The organism is Thermoleptolyngbya sichuanensis A183 (assembly GCF_013177315.1).
Lineage (GTDB): Bacteria > Cyanobacteriota > Cyanobacteriia > Elainellales > Elainellaceae > Thermoleptolyngbya > Thermoleptolyngbya sichuanensis.
Map to the genome: position 1 here is coordinate 5436086 of NZ_CP053661.1, position 15902 is coordinate 5451987.

At 56.4% G+C, this 15902-nt stretch carries 12 protein-coding genes; 6 read left to right on the plus strand and 6 right to left on the minus strand.

Features of this window, described 5'->3' with window-relative positions:
- Positions 1–10 precede the first annotated feature (10 nt).
- From HPC62_RS22585 to HPC62_RS22595, 3 genes are all read right to left on the minus strand, one after another.
- Complete coding sequence (locus tag HPC62_RS22585) at positions 11–1204, minus strand: ABC transporter ATP-binding protein (RefSeq protein WP_172358624.1); 1194 nt, start codon at positions 1202–1204, stop codon at positions 11–13.
- A 463-nt stretch (positions 1205–1667) separates the two neighbouring features.
- Positions 1668–2915, minus strand: coding sequence for a Zn-dependent hydrolase (locus HPC62_RS22590; protein WP_172358625.1), 1248 nt, complete (start codon positions 2913–2915; stop codon positions 1668–1670).
- Between the two features lie 321 nt (positions 2916–3236).
- Positions 3237–4007 carry a WecB/TagA/CpsF family glycosyltransferase gene (locus tag HPC62_RS22595; protein WP_205371310.1) on the minus strand — a complete coding sequence of 257 codons (771 nt, stop codon included), beginning with the start codon at positions 4005–4007 and terminating at the stop codon, positions 3237–3239.
- Positions 4008–4184: 177 nt separating this feature from the next.
- Between HPC62_RS22595 and HPC62_RS22600 the strand changes: the two genes are divergently transcribed.
- From HPC62_RS22600 to HPC62_RS22625, 6 genes are all read left to right on the plus strand, one after another.
- The gene (locus tag HPC62_RS22600; protein WP_172358626.1) at positions 4185–4724 is read left to right on the plus strand and encodes a pilus assembly FimT family protein; all 540 of its coding nucleotides are present in this window, start codon (positions 4185–4187) and stop codon (positions 4722–4724) included.
- A gap of 184 nt (positions 4725–4908) precedes the next feature.
- Positions 4909–5823 carry a glycosyltransferase family 2 protein gene (locus tag HPC62_RS22605; protein ID WP_172358627.1) on the plus strand — a complete coding sequence of 305 codons (915 nt, stop codon included), beginning with the start codon at positions 4909–4911 and terminating at the stop codon, positions 5821–5823.
- A gap of 290 nt (positions 5824–6113) precedes the next feature.
- The gene (locus tag HPC62_RS22610) at positions 6114–6944 is read left to right on the plus strand and encodes an ABC transporter permease (protein WP_205370900.1); all 831 of its coding nucleotides are present in this window, start codon (positions 6114–6116) and stop codon (positions 6942–6944) included.
- A gap of 112 nt (positions 6945–7056) precedes the next feature.
- A complete protein-coding gene (locus HPC62_RS22615) occupies positions 7057–8136 on the plus strand; it encodes an ABC transporter ATP-binding protein (RefSeq protein WP_172358628.1) in 1080 nt (359 codons plus the stop codon).
- A 437-nt stretch (positions 8137–8573) separates the two neighbouring features.
- Positions 8574–10946 carry a sensor histidine kinase gene (locus HPC62_RS22620; RefSeq protein ID WP_172358629.1) on the plus strand — a complete coding sequence of 791 codons (2373 nt, stop codon included), beginning with the start codon at positions 8574–8576 and terminating at the stop codon, positions 10944–10946.
- Between the two features lie 70 nt (positions 10947–11016).
- A complete protein-coding gene (locus HPC62_RS22625) occupies positions 11017–11550 on the plus strand; it encodes a PEP-CTERM sorting domain-containing protein (protein ID WP_172358630.1) in 534 nt (177 codons plus the stop codon).
- 176 nt (positions 11551–11726) lie between these two features.
- Here HPC62_RS22625 and HPC62_RS22630 read toward each other — a convergent pair whose 3' ends face one another.
- The 3 genes from HPC62_RS22630 to HPC62_RS22640 form a co-directional block, all read right to left on the minus strand.
- On the minus strand, positions 11727–13100 hold the full coding sequence (locus tag HPC62_RS22630; RefSeq protein WP_172358631.1) for a purple acid phosphatase family protein: 1374 nt from the start codon (positions 13098–13100) through the stop codon (positions 11727–11729).
- Positions 13101–13250: 150 nt separating this feature from the next.
- On the minus strand, positions 13251–14345 hold the full coding sequence (locus HPC62_RS22635; protein WP_172358632.1) for a glycosyltransferase family 4 protein: 1095 nt from the start codon (positions 14343–14345) through the stop codon (positions 13251–13253).
- A gap of 12 nt (positions 14346–14357) precedes the next feature.
- The gene (locus tag HPC62_RS22640) at positions 14358–15788 is read right to left on the minus strand and encodes an oligosaccharide flippase family protein (RefSeq protein WP_225910657.1); all 1431 of its coding nucleotides are present in this window, start codon (positions 15786–15788) and stop codon (positions 14358–14360) included.
- Positions 15789–15902: the final 114 nt, after the last annotated feature.

Below are 15902 nucleotides of genomic sequence, written 5' to 3' on the forward strand. Positions count from 1 at the left end.
TAACGCGACGTTAATGCGACAAGAACACACAGTCATCAGCCAGCCAGCTTAGCGCCACGACTTGCCCTTCCTGGAGCGCTTGGCTCACCCAATCGGTGCTGCGGACTTTGTACAGCACCTCCTGTCCGGTTTTCTCTAGCGCCAGGGTGACGCGAGTGACATAGCCTGTGAATTCAATGGCTACAATTCGTGCCGTCACCTGATTCACCAGAGCGCGGGGCGACGTGTCCGCAGCCGACAGCGGCTCCACCTTCACCCGGTCTGCCCGCACCGAGCAAGCGGCCTCTGCGCCAACCTGGGCATAGTCGCCCCGGCAGAGGAGCGTTCCCAGCTTTGGCACCTCCATCTGCACCCGATAGCCCTCGGCATCTTGGTCGGCGCGGCAGACGGTTCCTTTGAAGATGTTGTTGTCGCCTGTGAATTTTGCAACGAACTGGGAAATTGGCTTGACGAAGATTTCCTGGGGCGTGCCTACCTGATCAATCCGCCCGTGATCCATGACCACGATCATGTCTGATAGGGAATAGGCTTCGTCCTGATTGTGCGTTACCTGGATGAAGGTCATGCCAAACTGCTTTTGCAGACGGCGCAGTTCGCCCCGCGTTTTTACCCGCAGGTTTTCATCGAGGGCGCTGAGGGGTTCGTCTAGCATTAGCACCTGGGGACGAGTGACGAGCGATCGCGCTAGGGCCACCCGCTGCTGCTGTCCACCGCTCAACTGGGCGGGTTTGCGGCTGGCAAACTGGCTCAGCCCGACGATTTCCAGGATTTCGCCGACGCGCTGGTCGCGTTCGGGCTTGGGAATATCGCGCATCCGCAGCCCAAACTCGACGTTTTGCCAGACCGTCTTGTGGGGGAACAGGGCGTAGTTTTGGAACATCATGGCGGTGCTGCGCTGGGCAGGCGGCAGGTCATTCACCCGCAGGTCGCCAATGTATACGTCGCCCTGAGTAATGTCCTCATGCCCTGCAATCATTCGCATCGTGGTGGTTTTGCCGCAGCCGCTCGGCCCCAGCAAACAGCAGTAGGAACCGGGCGGGATGTCGAGGGTAATATTTTCAACTGCCGTCACGGGGCCGTATTTTTTGGTGACCGAGCGGAGAGATACGCCTACGGTCGTGGATGGAATGTCATAGGGAATTGGTGCAACTCCGCCCCCATCGACGGTCGGCGAAGCTGACGCTGAGACAGATGAGTGAGTCATTAAAACATCCCCAAAAAGCCTTGAAAAAGCCTTGCAGCCTGGACGGCGGCGACGTGAGTCAGGTGATCCCCCGGATTCAGCAAGCGATTCTGAAAGGATTTATCTGAAAGGTTCTACGGGATTAAAGTCGCACTTGGCGGCTTTGCACTTGGCGGCCCTGTGGTTCAGATTTGCAATTCAGATGCCAGATGCCTTAATGCCGAAGGAATGTCATCTATCAAAAGGCTTTAAAGATCTACACGTTGTATCTGACGCTACATTCATAACCCTCCGCAAACCCTAGAGCTTTTAGGCGCAAGTCATGGAAAATTTTAGAAAAATGTCGATTCCTGGAATTTCATTGAATTTTCCGGTGGTTTGCGACTCTTTATCCCAATTGGGCCTGCAAAAATGGCCGCGAAAGACTTTCCACGGCCGCTGAACGGGTTCTACTAAGGCTCTCTATAGGCCTTTTTGAGGCCTTTTAGGCATAGATCGGGTCGAGCTTGATCAGCGTATGCAGCAGCACGTCCGCGCCCTGGGTGCATTGCTCTGGCGAGGTGTATTCCATGCCGGAGTGGCTGAGTCCCTCTTGGCTGGGCACGAAGATCATGCCCATGTCGGTAAAGCGGCCCATCTCCATTGCGTCGTGGCCGGCGCGGCTGGGCATGTAGAGGTAGCTCAGGTTAAGGTCTTGCGAGACGGCTTCAATCGCTGCCTGGACATTGAGAGAGGCCAGCGTCGGCTCCACCGTAAGGACGGGCGCGATGTCGATGCGGGTGTGGGTGGCGATCGCAATCTCGCACAGGGTCTGCTTCAGCTTCTCCAGCATTTGTTCTAGCACCACCTGCGACAGGTCGCGCATATCGACCGACAGTTCTACGGTTCCCGGCACAATGTTCATCGCGTTGGGGGCGACGGTGAGATAGCCGACAGTGGCGACGGGCTGGCTGGGCTGCTCTAGAGCGATCGCCTGCACCGACAGAATGACCTTTGCGGCGGCAATCAGCGCGTCTTGGCGCATGTCCATGGGGGTGGTGCCTGCATGGTTGGGCTGGCCATGAATCGTGATCAGATGCCGCTGCATCCCCACTACGCCCTGCACCACGCCAATCGCCTGGCCCTTGCGCTCCAGCACGCAGCCCTGCTCCACATGCAGTTCCACAAAGGCGGCAATGTCGGCGCGGGTGCGGCGGGCGCTGGGCAGTTGGCTCCAGTCGCCGCCAATTTTCTCTAGGCACGACTCAATCGGCTGGTCGATCTTGGGCAAATAGCGCTCTGGCTGATCTAGCAACACCGTCCCGGCGATCGCCTGCCCGCCGATCATGCTGCTCTCCTCATCGGTAAATACAATGACCTCAATGGGATGCCGCAGCCGCAGGCCGTTCTCCTTCAGCGTCCGCACGACTTCAATGCCGCCCAGCACGCCCAGCGCACCATCAAACGGGCCGCCAGAGGGCACGGTGTCGATGTGGGAACCCGTGGCCAGGGCGGGTGCGTTGGGGTCGGTGCCCTCGTAGCGGCCGATCAGGTTTCCGGCAGCGTCCGTCCGCACGGTCATACCAGCCTCGATCATCCACTGCTGCACCAGATAGCGGGCCTGCAAATCTTCTGGCGAGAAGGCCAGGCGGCAGATGTCGCCGTTGGGCTGCCGTCCGATTTTGGCCAGTCGATCAATGGACTGCATGAGGCGATCGCCATTGACTGCAAGCTGTTTAGAAAGAACTACCATTCCATCCCCCAAACATTGATTTTCTGTGATTTCAGCGTCAACACGGGTCACTGAGGCGAATTTCCATCCCAGGTTTGATCCTGTCGGTGGCGTTGCGTCCTGGAAGATCGGCGAATCAGCACACCCCCCAAGTTATCCAGCATAAATCGGTTCTCATATGCATACTGTATACAAAGATGCGGAAATCGCAAACTCTTGGAGTCGCGGGTTATTGCCGCCATCACTAAAAGGCGCTAAGAGGCAACTGTTCAGAGGTAGCAGTGATCCGGCAGTGAACCTGCAACAAACCCGCAGCGCTCTGCCGATTTCCCCCTTTCCCCGTCACCCTCTATACACCACTGCCCGCCATGCAAACTGCGGCAGCGCCAGCATTCGTCGCCAGCGCCACGGTTCTTGATAGAGTCGATAGACCCACTCTAGGTTGTTGTTGCGGAGCCAGCCCGGGGCGCGGGTTTTGGTGCCCGACCAGATATCGAAGCTGCCGCCCACGCCGATCCAAATTGCATTGGGGCAAACATGGCGGTGTTGGGCAATCCAAAATTCTTGTCGAGGAACCCCCAACCCCACCAAAATTAGGCGCGGCTGGAGTTCTCGGAGCCGTTCCAGCAGCGGGGCTTGCTCTTCGGGCGGGAGGTAGCCGTGCTGCACCCCGGCGATCGCCAGTCCTGGCACGTTTTCTTGCCACACCCGCGCCGCTTCATCTGCGACCCCAGGCGCACCGCCAAAGAAAAATAGCGAGTAGGGCGCGCCGGGCAAGGCTGGGTCGGCAGACGCTCGAATCACGCACTCCGATAGCTCAATGCCCGGACAGCGGTTGACGCGATATCCCCGCAAGCGCAGATACAGCACCACGCCTGCACCATCGGGAATCACCAATTCTGCTTGCCGGATTACTGCTGCCAGCGCGTCGTTTTGCTCTGCCTGCATGGCCATTTCGGCATTTAGCGTGACCACATGCACGCCGCGATTGCCCTGTGCGAGTTGCGCCAGCAGCCAGTCGCCATAGTCCGGCAGCAGGTGAATCGGCAGCCCCAGCACGTCTGCCATTGCAGGTTGCAGATTGTCTGGCAGCGCGTCGATTACGTCAGGCATGTTGAGCATGTTTCCTCAAAACCACCGCTGATTATTATGCCCCAACGGGTCGGCCCTGATGGTTTTCTCCTGGGAGGGCGCATCAGAGGGAATGTGTCGATAGGCGATCGCCACCGTAGGGAATTTTATTTTAAGCACAGGTTGGCTGGTGCATCTCTCACACTCTGATAAATCTCTATGAAAGCTTTAACTCGTTTTGGGGCAGAGTCTTTGCCCCTCCGGTTCGAGCGCGACGTGGCGATGGGGTTTACGCTGATCGAGAAAATTGCGGTCGTGGCGATCGTTGCGGTTCTGATGGCGATCGCCGCCCCTAGCTGGATTACTTTCTTTAGCGCCCGCAGTCTCAACGCAGCCCAGGATGAAATCTTTCAAACCATGCGGCTGGCCCAGTTTCGGGCAGAGCAGACCCGTTCCACCTGGCAGGTCAGCCTGCGGACAGACTCCTACGGCTTTGTGCAAGTTGCTGCCCATCCGATCAACACCCCCATTGAACAGATTTTGTGGCGCGACCTCGACCCCAGTATTCAGCTTCATCCCACAGAAATGACGCTGTATCAAACGGGTGGGTTGTATCGCGTTCAGTTTAATCATCAGGGTCGAGTCCTTGGGCAATTGGGGCGGGTGACGCTGATCCGGCAGAACAACCTCCAGATGAAACGATGCGTTACGGTATCTACATTGATCGGAGTCGTTCGCAAAGGTTGCCCCCAGCCATAGTCGGGCGCATGGCTAGATGCAGGGTTAAACGCAGACAGGGCCTACGCACTTGCGATCAGTTTTCTAGGTTTTGGATGATTTCTCGCGGGCTGCGCCCGCGAGAAATCATCCAACTGCGTCAGTCCTCGCAGAATTGAACGAAACCTGTCTTGGAGCCTTGGAACGTGCTTTTGAGGTTTGCCAAATGTCGCCGCGTATTTCTGCCATTATCTGTACGCATAATCGGGCTGGTTATTTGGCTGGGGCGATCGCCAGTCTGCTGCGTCAGGAGTTCAGAGAACCCTACGAGGTTTTGGTGGTAGACAACGCCTCCACCGATGACACGCGGACTATAGTGGAGCCGTTTTTGCAGGATTCTCGGCTGCGCTATGTGCCAGAGCCGACGCTGGGGCTATCCGTCGCCCGCAACACTGGAGCCACCCACGCCGCCGCGCCCCTGCTGGCCTATTTGGATGACGATGCGATCGCCTCTCCACAATGGCTGCGAGTGCTGTCCGAAGCGTTTCAGGCAGACGAGAACCTGGCGATCGCAGGCGGGCGCGTCTTGCTGGATTGGGAAGGGCGGCTGCCCCCCCGCTGGCTTTCGGCAAACCTGGCCAGCAGCCTCGGCGCATACGACCTGGGCAATGCGCCAGTCAAGATTCAGCAGCCGGGGCAAACGCCACGCGGCGTGAACTATGCCCTCCGGCGCGACTTTTGGGAATCAGTCGGCGGCTTTTCGGAGCAGCTTGGGCGCGTGGGCAACACGCTCCTATCCAACGAAGAACTGCACCTGACAGAACTGGCGCTGCGTCAGGGCAGAACGGTTCAATACTTGCCCGATGCCGAAGTTACTCACCGGGTCGCGCCCGAACGCCGCCACCAGGGGTGGTTTCTGGAACGAAGCTGGTGGCAGGGCGTGAGCGAATATCAGCGGGAACGCCTGACCGGAAAAGCCGGACTGGGGCAGGTGCGGCGGGGGGGCGATCGCCTCCTGCGGGGACTATACCACTCGCTGCGATACGGCAATGACCCCGCCCTGCGGTTCGATAATTTGGTCTACGCTTACGGACAACTGAGCTATCTGGGGCTAGCACTCCGACACTTAGTCTGGCGCTAGTAATCCGTCGCTAATAGTCCGGCGCTAGTAACACAGTGCCAAGCGCCAACAATAATAATGACGTAGCTGTAGTCATACAGCCTTATGAATAGGGCGCTAAGGTTAGCACAGGGCTAATCTCATTCCCGCAAACCGCGCTACAGGTGAAAACGCTGCACGCCTCACAGAGACTCGACCCGTAATCCAAAATCGCCAATCTAAAATTGCCAATCCAAAATCCAAAATCAATATAAGTTTGGTATGGCGCGAATGGTGATGGCACTCACGTTATAGCACTTGACGACCCGTTGATGGATACTGGAGCAATGGATACCGGGGCGATAGATACCGGGGCGATCGCCCCCCGCCAAACGCAGCGCCGCCCTTGGGCCTTGGGGCTGTGGGCAATGCTAGTGTTTGGCTTTTTGTACTTGCCCATCGGCGTGCTGGTGCTGATGAGCTTCAACAACTCGCGCATCCTATCGCTGCCGTTTCAGGGCTTTACCCTGCGCTGGTATCGCATGGCCCTGGAAGATGCAGCGATGCGCGTGGCGCTGGGCAACTCGATTCGGGTGGCGGCGGTGGCGACGGTGCTGGCATCTATCTTTGCGCTGCTGGCGGCCTTTGCCATCTATCGCTACCAGTTTTGGGGCAAAAACGCCTTTCGCATCGCGCTGAATCTGCCCATCTTGCTGCCGGGAATCGTGACGGGTGTGGCAATGCTGGCCTATTTCTCGGATCTCGGCCTGCCGCTGTCGCTGTGGACCGTGATTTTGGGACATGCCATCTTTGGGCTGCCTGTAGCGTTGGGGCCGATGCTAACGCGCCTGGGCCAGTTTCCCCGCAGCCTGGAAGAAGCCGCCTACGACCTGGGAGCCACGCCCGTTCAGGTGTTTCGAGACGTGCTATTTCCCTACCTTCGCAGCGCTGTGGTTGCCGGAGCCTTGCTCGCCTTCACGCTATCCTTTGATGAAGTCGTCGTCACCATTTTCCTCACCGGCCGCGACAACACCCTGCCGATGGAGATTTGGGGTCGCCTCCGCACCAACATCACGCCAGAAATTGCGGCGATCGCCACACTGATCCTCACGGTGAGTACCGTCCTGGTGCTGCTGAGTCAACAAGCGCAGCGGGACGGGTGATGGCGTGAAGCAGCCGTCTATCTCCCCAGCAACCCTGATCCCCAGCAACCCTGATCCCCAGCAGCCCGTTCCCTTTCCAACTCTTCAACTCCTCCATGCCTAACCCCTCTCCATGCCTTCCCAACCCATTGTGTCTCTCGATCGCGTCAGCAAAATCTACGGCAGTGGACAAAAGGAAGTCTACGCGGTGAAAGACGTGACGCTGGCGGTGCAGCCGGGGGAGTTTTTTTCGCTGCTGGGGTCGAGCGGGTCGGGCAAAACGACAACGCTGCGGCTGATTGGCGGGTTCGAGATTCCGGAGTATGGGCAGGTTTGCCTCGGTGGCGAGGACGTGACCACCCTGCCGCCCTACCGACGGGCCGTGCATACGGTGTTTCAGAGCTATGCGCTGTTTCCCCACATGACGGTGGCGGAGAATATTGCCTATCCGCTGCAAATTGCAAGCGTGGCGCGGGCGGAGGCAGAACCGCGAGTGGCAGAGGCGATGCGGATGTTTCGGATTGAGGGGCTGGGCGATCGCCGTCCGTCGCAGCTTTCGGGCGGGCAACAGCAGCGGGTGGCGCTGGCGCGGGCGCTGATTAGCCGGCCCAAGGTGCTGCTGCTAGATGAGCCGCTGTCGGCGCTGGATGCCAAGATCCGAGAGGAGGTGCGGCAAGAACTGCGGGAGCTTCAGCGCGAGACGGGGCTGACGTTTATCTACGTGACGCATGACCAGGAAGAGGCGCTGGCCCTGAGCGATCGCATCGCCGTGATGCACAGCGGCCAGGTGCAGCAGTTGGGCAGCCCAAAGGACATTTACAATCGACCCGCCTCGCATTTTGTGGCGCAGTTCATTGGCAAGGCAAATTTTCTGCAAGGCATGGTGCAGGCGATCGAGGGCGACCAAGCGGCGATCGCCCTCAATGGCTTTCCGCTTCGAGCGCTGGTCACCGGAACCGGGCTGACCGTGGGCGATGCGGCGACTATCATGCTGCGGCCAGAGCGGGTGCGACTGGTGGCGACGGATGCACCGGGGGCGATCGCCGCGACGATTCGCCAGGTCACCTACATCGGCCAGGTCTGGGAATGCAGGCTAGACACGCCGCTGGGGCCCCTGATGGCGACGCAGCTTGGAGGACAAGTCGCCCCGGCTGAGGGCGATGCCTGTGGGGTGGTTTGGGAAGAGGGCGCGTGCATTGTGCTGCCACATTAGCAGGGGCGATCGCTAGGGCGATCCAGAGCGACACTACTTAGCCTGTTTAGATCTATTTAGATCAGGCGCTTAATAGGATTGAGACACACAGACGCACCCCATAGACACTTCCTCTCCTGAGATAGGATTGGAAACACAAACTCTATCCAACTTTATAAGCTTTAGGCTCTATCAGCCATAGACTCCATCAGTCTTAATCTATATAGACTCTACAAGCTTTACGAAGAGGACTTCATGCCAGACATGTCCAGAATTTTCAGGGCTACAGCATTTTTTACTTTATTCTTCCAAAAAGTTACTAATCTTTAAAAAGTTACTAAAAGTATTGACCTTCTCGGCGAGGGTAACGTTTTCGGGCTTTTTGGGATCTTTTCGAATTCATTAAAGCAAGCCTGCTCCTGAGGGGTTCTGGCTGCAAGATGGTTGTTAACGCGCTTATGCCATTTGATGTTCAGCCCTTTTGGGCCCTGTTTGATGAGTCTCTAGACGGGGTTGTGGCGATTGATGCCACGGGCTGTGTCGTGGGCTGCAATGCATCGGCTTGCGGGCTGTTGGGGCGATCGCGCGAGATGTTGGTCGGGCAACCTGCTGCAAACGTGCTGCCTGCCTCTCTATGCCTCGATTTGCAGCGGAGTCAAGCGTCCCGACAGGCTTCGACGGAACCGCTCCAGGGCAAGCTGGATCTGTTTGCCGAAGACGGCACCGCTCGACAGGTGGCCTACGGAATCGCAAGTCATGCGCTGCCCGACCTAAGCTTGGTCACACTGCGCGAAGTCGGTCACGCCGGGGCGAATTTTCCTGAAAACTGCCAGCAGATAGAGGAACTGCTGCGCCAGCAAGCCCAGCGCGAACGCGTCCTGCGGGACATTACTCAGCGCATCCGCCAATCGCTGAGTGTGGAAACGATCTTGTCTACGGCCGTAGAGGAGGTGCGGCGGGTGCTACGGGTTGATCGAGCGCTGATCTTTCGGCTGATCAGCGCTGAAGCGGGCGTAGTGATCCAGGAATCGGTAAATCCGGCCTATCCGCTGACCCTAGAGATGAAGCTGGAAGATCGGTGCTTTGGGGGCAGTTGTCGTGCCTTTTATCAGCAGCACAAGACGCGGTTGGTTCCCGATGTGTATCAGGATGCCTGGGCTGGGTGTCTGGCGGACTATATGCAGCAGTTTCGCGTCAAGTCCAAAATGGTGGCGGCGATTTTGCAGCGCCGCTCTCTCCAGTCCCCAGATCAGACAACCAATGGTGGAAATGCGGCTGAGGGTGTTGGCGATGCAGGCAATGTTCCAGAGATGCCCATGCTCTGGGGGCTGCTGATTGTGCATAGCTGCGAGACGCATCGCCAGTGGCAGACCAGCGAGGCAGATCTGCTCCAGCATATTGCTGATCAGTTGGCGATCGCCCTCCAGCAGGCAGAACTTTATAACCAGGTGCGGCAGCTAAACCTGAACCTGGAAGACAAGGTGCAGCAGCGCACGGCAGAACTGGAGCGATCGCTCAACTATGAAGCCATGCTGCGCCGCATTAGCGATCGCCTGCGCGACAGCCTCGACGAGCATCAGATTTTGCAAACGGCGGTGCAAGAACTCGCCGAGCAACTTCATCTGTCTAGCTGTGAAGTCGGCTTCTTTAGTGATGATGATAAAACCTATCAGATCGCCTACGAGTTTCCGATTCATTTGCCCCCGGTTCGAGGTCTAGAGTTTCGCTGCGAAGACCATCACGACCTACAGGCTTGCATCGATGCCCAATCCTATACCCATATCTGCGGCCAGCACCCGCTGGCGGACTGGGTCGGCCTGTTTCGCTGCCCCATTGCCGATGAGCAGGGCAACCTGGGCATTTTGACGCTGGTGTGTCCGGCGGAGCGTGTGTTTACGGAGCAAGACATCCGTCTGGCAGAACAGGTCGCCATTCAGTGTGCGATCGCCATTCGTCAGGCCCGTCTGTTTCAGGCTGCCCAAGCTCAGGTCACCGAGCTAGAACGCCTCAACCAGCTTAAGGACGACTTTCTCAATACGGTGTCTCATGAGCTGCGAACGCCCTTGTCGAATATCTCGATGGCGACGCAGATGCTCGAAATCACCTTGCGCGACATGACCAACAGCGTGACCGAGCCGCTAGCCGTGCAACTGCTCCAACACGCCGCCCCCTTTGTGCAAATTCTGAAAGAAGAAAGCCTCCGGGAGACTAGTTTAATTAACGATCTGCTTGAACTGGCCCGCGTAGACTCAGAAACGGAGCCGCTTCTGTGGACGACGGTAAACCTGCGGGATATTCTGCCTCACATTGCGGAGCCATTTCTGCAATATGTCCACAACCAGCAGCAACACCTGGAAATTCAGGTTCCAAACGACCTGAAGCCATTGACCACCGACCTCAGCTACCTAGAGCGCATTCTTTCGGAACTGCTGCACAATGCCTGCAAGTACACGCCTGCGGGCGGCGAGATTCAAGTCCGCATCGAACAGGATATTGAGGATATTAAAGCTGAACAGACTGGGGGCGGGGCTGAAGCGATATCGGTTCCCAGGCAACTGCGGATTTGCGTGACGAATACGGGGGTAGAAATTCCTGCCGAGGAGCGCGATCGCATCTTTGAAAAGTTCTATCGCATTCCCAACAACGACCCCTGGAAATATGGCGGCACGGGGCTGGGCCTGGCGCTGGCTCGAAAACTGGCTGTTCTCATCGGCGGACAGTTGTCGGTCAAGAGCGCCTCGGGGCAGACGACTTTTGTGCTAGCGTTACCGCTGGCTGGGCAGCCCCACGATGTCATCACCGCTATCCGCGACACCCACGCCAACGCATAAACGCTGATTGACACTGCCTTTGGGGTGGACGAAAACACAGCGCTGGTGGTGACAGACACCGACATGGAGGATGTCAATTGCACTGGGTCAGAATGGCGTGTTCATTGCTAACCTGACTGGCGCGGAGCCGGATGAGAAGAGCGGCAACTGGACGATTTCTGGCGTAAAAGCCACCTACCTAACTGAAGGCGACACCTACGACCCGCTGATGAAAACGGCAACCTTTGGCGGCAAAACCTCGCTCAAGGGCAGCGAGGTTCCGGGCGAAATTCCCAACACGGAAAACGCCTTTAGCTATTTTGACGACGATCTGGGCAACTGGACCAACCAGCGAGCCTTTACCAACACGGCGATCGCCCTGTTTGGCAGCACCAGCACCATGGCCACGGGCACCAGCCTAGAATCCGACCCGACCTACGGCGTTGCCCTAACCAAGGGGCTGGGAGCGGAGGGCTTCTCTGGAGTCGATGGACTGGGGCAGACTCGCGTGTCCTTTAAGGATCTGGACGTGGCGATCGCCCCTACTCCTGAACCCTCCAGCCTGCTGGGGCTGGTCGGCGCAGGCGTGTTGGGGGTTGGCCTGCGCCGCAAGCGACAGCAATAGACCTCGCGAATCCAGCGCCAACAGTGTAGACAGCTAAAACAGAGTTAAGTAGGTGGACATTAATAAACATAAAACCCAAAGACCCTGCGCCGCTCGCTGCGCGGGCGGCGCAGGGTTCAGGATCTGTTTTTTAATCTGGTCTATCTACTTAGATAGCTAAATAGACCGCTAAACCATCACGCGCCACAGCGCCCCGTCGTGTACTCAAACGCATCCAGCACCACGGGCGGCTTTCCATCGCCTTTCAAGCCGTAAGTCTTGACCTGCAATCGCTGATCCGGCGTAAAGTGAAGCTGCGTAAACACATGCATCGTGTTGTTGCGGTAGGCAGTCCAGGGGGGCGCAGTGTCGCTTTGAAAGATTGAAAACGAACCGCTCTTGTTGCTCTCTTTGCCTCCAGGACTGACCTTTAGCCAAGTCACGCCATCTTCCAGGGTGTAGCAAGATTTGGAAGTAGAGGTTGCGGTGATGGACTGGGGCACATTGACCAGCGGGTAGGTTCGCTCATAGGCCTGGTCATGGGAAGAGACAATCAGCTTCACGCCGTACTTTTCCAGCAGTGGCCCAAGCTGCGCCCGCAGCGCCAGGTTGGATGGGTGGCTCTTGCCCTCGGCAAAGGCCGACACATGGGTAAACGGAATAATCCACCGTTTGCCCGCGGCTTGCGCGGCCTGAATGTCTTCCTCCAGCCACTTCAGGGTTCCGTTGGAAACGCCCTGCTCCTCAAAAATCGTGAACAGAGAGATAAAGTGGACGTTGCCCACATCAAAAGAGTAGTTGAGGTTGTGGTCAAACCCAGCGGGCGTGGGAAAGCGCTGCGACCAAAGATCGACGCTTTCCTGCAACATGGCTTCGTGATTGCCATAGGTTGGCATCAGCGCTGCTTTGCTGGCCACAGGCATCATTTGGTTAAACCAGGCATCGATCGCCCGATCGAGCGGCCGATAGCGTTTGTCGCCATCGTAGTAGGCGTAATCACCGCCACCCAGCACAAGCAAAGGATTCAGCTTGGCAATTTCGTCGATAATCTGCTGGGTTCCGGTCGAGAGTCCGTCTTTGCGCCCCACCAGCCCCGTGTCGGCAACGTATACTACGTCAAACTCACTTGCGCCCCCCGCTGGAGCGGTTCGGAACGTGTAGGGGTCGCTCCAGACTGACCAGTAGTCACCTTTCACTCGGTATTCGTATTCGGTGTTGGGGGAAAGGTCTTCAAGGGTAACTTCGTGCAACGTGCCCCCTGTGCCAGAAGGACGGTGGACTCCTACCCACTCTTGCCATGCCTCAGTGCCCTTTGGACGATATTGCACGTAGGAGGGGGTGTAGCCCCGGTAGGTGCGCCAAACGATGGTCATGGTCGTCGCTGGATCTTTAATCCAAGCGAGATGCACCTGATCAGGTGGGCGACGGCGGTGTGCTTTGTAGGCAGAGTAGGCAACCGTTGCGCTGAAGAAGAGAAACAGCAGCGCCAGCCCCAGCGCAATGAGCCATTTGGGAAGGGACTTGCTGACAAACCGCCAGCGTGGAACCGATGGAGTTCGATGACGAGCCATGATGGTTTCGGTAGAGAGATTTTACAAGGGTTTGCAGAATCCAGAGCTTTCGCAATTGGGAGAAAAACGACCCGATAGCGTGTGTGAGGTCAGTCTCTAGAAAAGCACTGAGAACACTAGTTTCGGGGCTGTTGAGTGTAGTCTATTGGTCTATCGTTTTGCGGCGATCGCCCGTTGATAGATTTCCACGGTGCTTGCCGCAATATTGGACCAGTTCAGGTCAGCCTGGCAGCGGGCCAGACCGGCGGTGGCAAAGCGCTCTTGTAATGCGCGATCGCCCAACAGGCGAATAATTGCGTCTGCTAGGGCGCGGCTGTCTCCGGGGGGAACCAGCAGCCCGTCTTGCCCCTGGTTGACCATTTCTGCCAGCCCGCCAATATTAGAGGCGATCACAGGGGTTCCCATCGCAAACGCCACAGCCGCCACGCCACTTTGGGAAGACTCGACATAGGGCAAAACCGCCACAGTGCTGCGCTGAAATAGCCCTGCCACCGCCTTGAGGGGAATAAACTCGTTCAAAATTTCAAACTGGCGGGGGTCCGGTTCCCCAGAAAAATACTGGCTCAGGTTTTCCCCCCGCCCCGCAACAATCAGCCGCACATCGGGGAAACGCTCTGCCACCAGCGGCATGGCTTCCACCAGATACTTCAAGCCCTTATAAGGCCAGATGCGACCAAAAAACAGCAGGGTGTAGGGTTCGCGCGGCAGATGCACGCCATCCGCCCATTTTTGGAAAAAGCTGCCAATCTCGCCGTGGGGCAATACCGAGATGCGATCGCCCGGCACTCGAAACTGGTTCACCAAGGCTTCTTTGAGCGGATTGGCATGGACGATCAGCGCCTGCGACTTGTAGAACGCGATGCGGCGGGTATGTTCAGACCCCCACACATTGTCGCGATCGCCCGGATGTCGAAACACATCGTGAATCGTGGTCACCAGCGGCGGCATCGAGTTGAAGAACAGCGTCAGGTCATACCAAAAGTCGTTTGTCTCCTGCACATGCAGCACATCGGGTTGAGCCTCCCGAATCAGCCGCATCATCTCCGCCATTGCAAACACATTGCGCGGATTGCGAATCCGAGGCTTGGCAAACGTCCGCACCTTGACGCGCGGATCGAGCGCTTTTCGACAGTCCGCAGAAATCTTTTCTGGATGAATCAACGTTAAATCAACATAATTCGCCAATCCATTGGCCAGCCCAACGGTATATTCCGTAAAACAAAAGTGTAATAGAACAACCTTCATCAGTGACCCTGCCTATTTCTGCAACAGCTTTGTGTAAACTACTCTGACTCCACCCGCCTGAAACGTCACCATCGCACCCACGAGCAAAAGATAAACCACAGTTGAAATAGTGGTAATCTTCAAAATTTCTTGAACATGGCTTTCGAGAACCCAAAATACTAGCGTCATCAGCGCTGTAATCAAAAGGGGACGCTTGAGGGACTTCCAAAATCGAACTGAGAATAAGTTAAACGAAACGCCATAGACATACTGTCCAAGACTGATGAATCGCATGAGCAAAACGCAAACTGCCGCCCCCATTAGTTGAAACTGGGAAATCAAAATAATGCCCGTGATACCTGTTAGCGTGGTGGTTACCATCACCTCGCGCATATTGATATGTTCGAGGCGATTGGCAACCAGAAGATAGCTCAGAGGGCGAATATATGAAGATGCAATCAGCCCCAGCGAAACAATAGCTAGGGGAACTGCAGCATTTCCAAAATCAGGTCTGTGATAAACCAGGTTTAGCAACTCTTTGCCAAAAAAGATCAGCGCCGTGACCAAGGGCAAAGACACCATCAGCAGCATCTCCATGCTCATTTCAGCAAGCTGTCGCTGCTTGTGTTGCCCAAGATCCACCGCCTTTGATATGCTCGGAAAAACGCCGACCGTGAGGCTAGTCGATAAAATATCGAAGGGCTGCATTAATTGCATAATGGCCCCGTAAAGACCAACGATAACCTCTCCGCCTAGCACCGAAAGAATCAGGATTTGCATCCGAGCGTTGATCACTGAAACGCCTTCAATTGCAACAAACGTCCGCACCGACTGCACCGATTGTCGGATAAATGCTCGATCAATCTTCCAGCAGGGCATGACCGATCTCAGCAACAACCCCCACTGAAAAAATAAGATGAGTATTTCCGAGAAAAACATCACCAAGCTCAGCCCAACAACCCCGTACCCTGCCTGCATTGCCCAAATCATCACGGGCAGCCGCAAAATGTAAACCGGAACCGTAGTAGCAGTAATCAGATACATCTTCTCTTTGGACTGGAAGATAGCCTCTGATATGTTTGACAAAGAGAATGGGAAAATGGTTAGCCCCATGACGTAACACACCAGCGTTGTGTTGTCTTGATAGGGCAGAAAATACACAATGAGCACCAAAACCGCGTAGGCAATGGTGCTGAATAAAAGTTGCAGGAGCGTGCCGCTAACTAGGTAGGTAGGCGTTTGTTCTGGATGGCGAGAAAGCTCTCGCGTGAATAAAACTTTGACCCCCTGCGAGGCGAGGCTCATGAAGATAAAATAGTATCCAAAAGCAAGGAGGTATTGACCCAGCTCGTATGCACCTAATAAACGGGCAATGAAAGCGCTGAGCGCGAACGTTGTAATACTTTGAGTTAGGCGCGTGACGAAAATGGAGAATGAATTCCCAAGCAGTCGCTTTCCCATCATCAAGAGCGATCCTCTTTTGGATATATCGAAATCGAATCTTTGCTGCGATCGCCCTTCCAATCTCCCTACTGAGATTCCTTAGATAGAAGGCTTTGGCCAGGATCGCGATTGGCT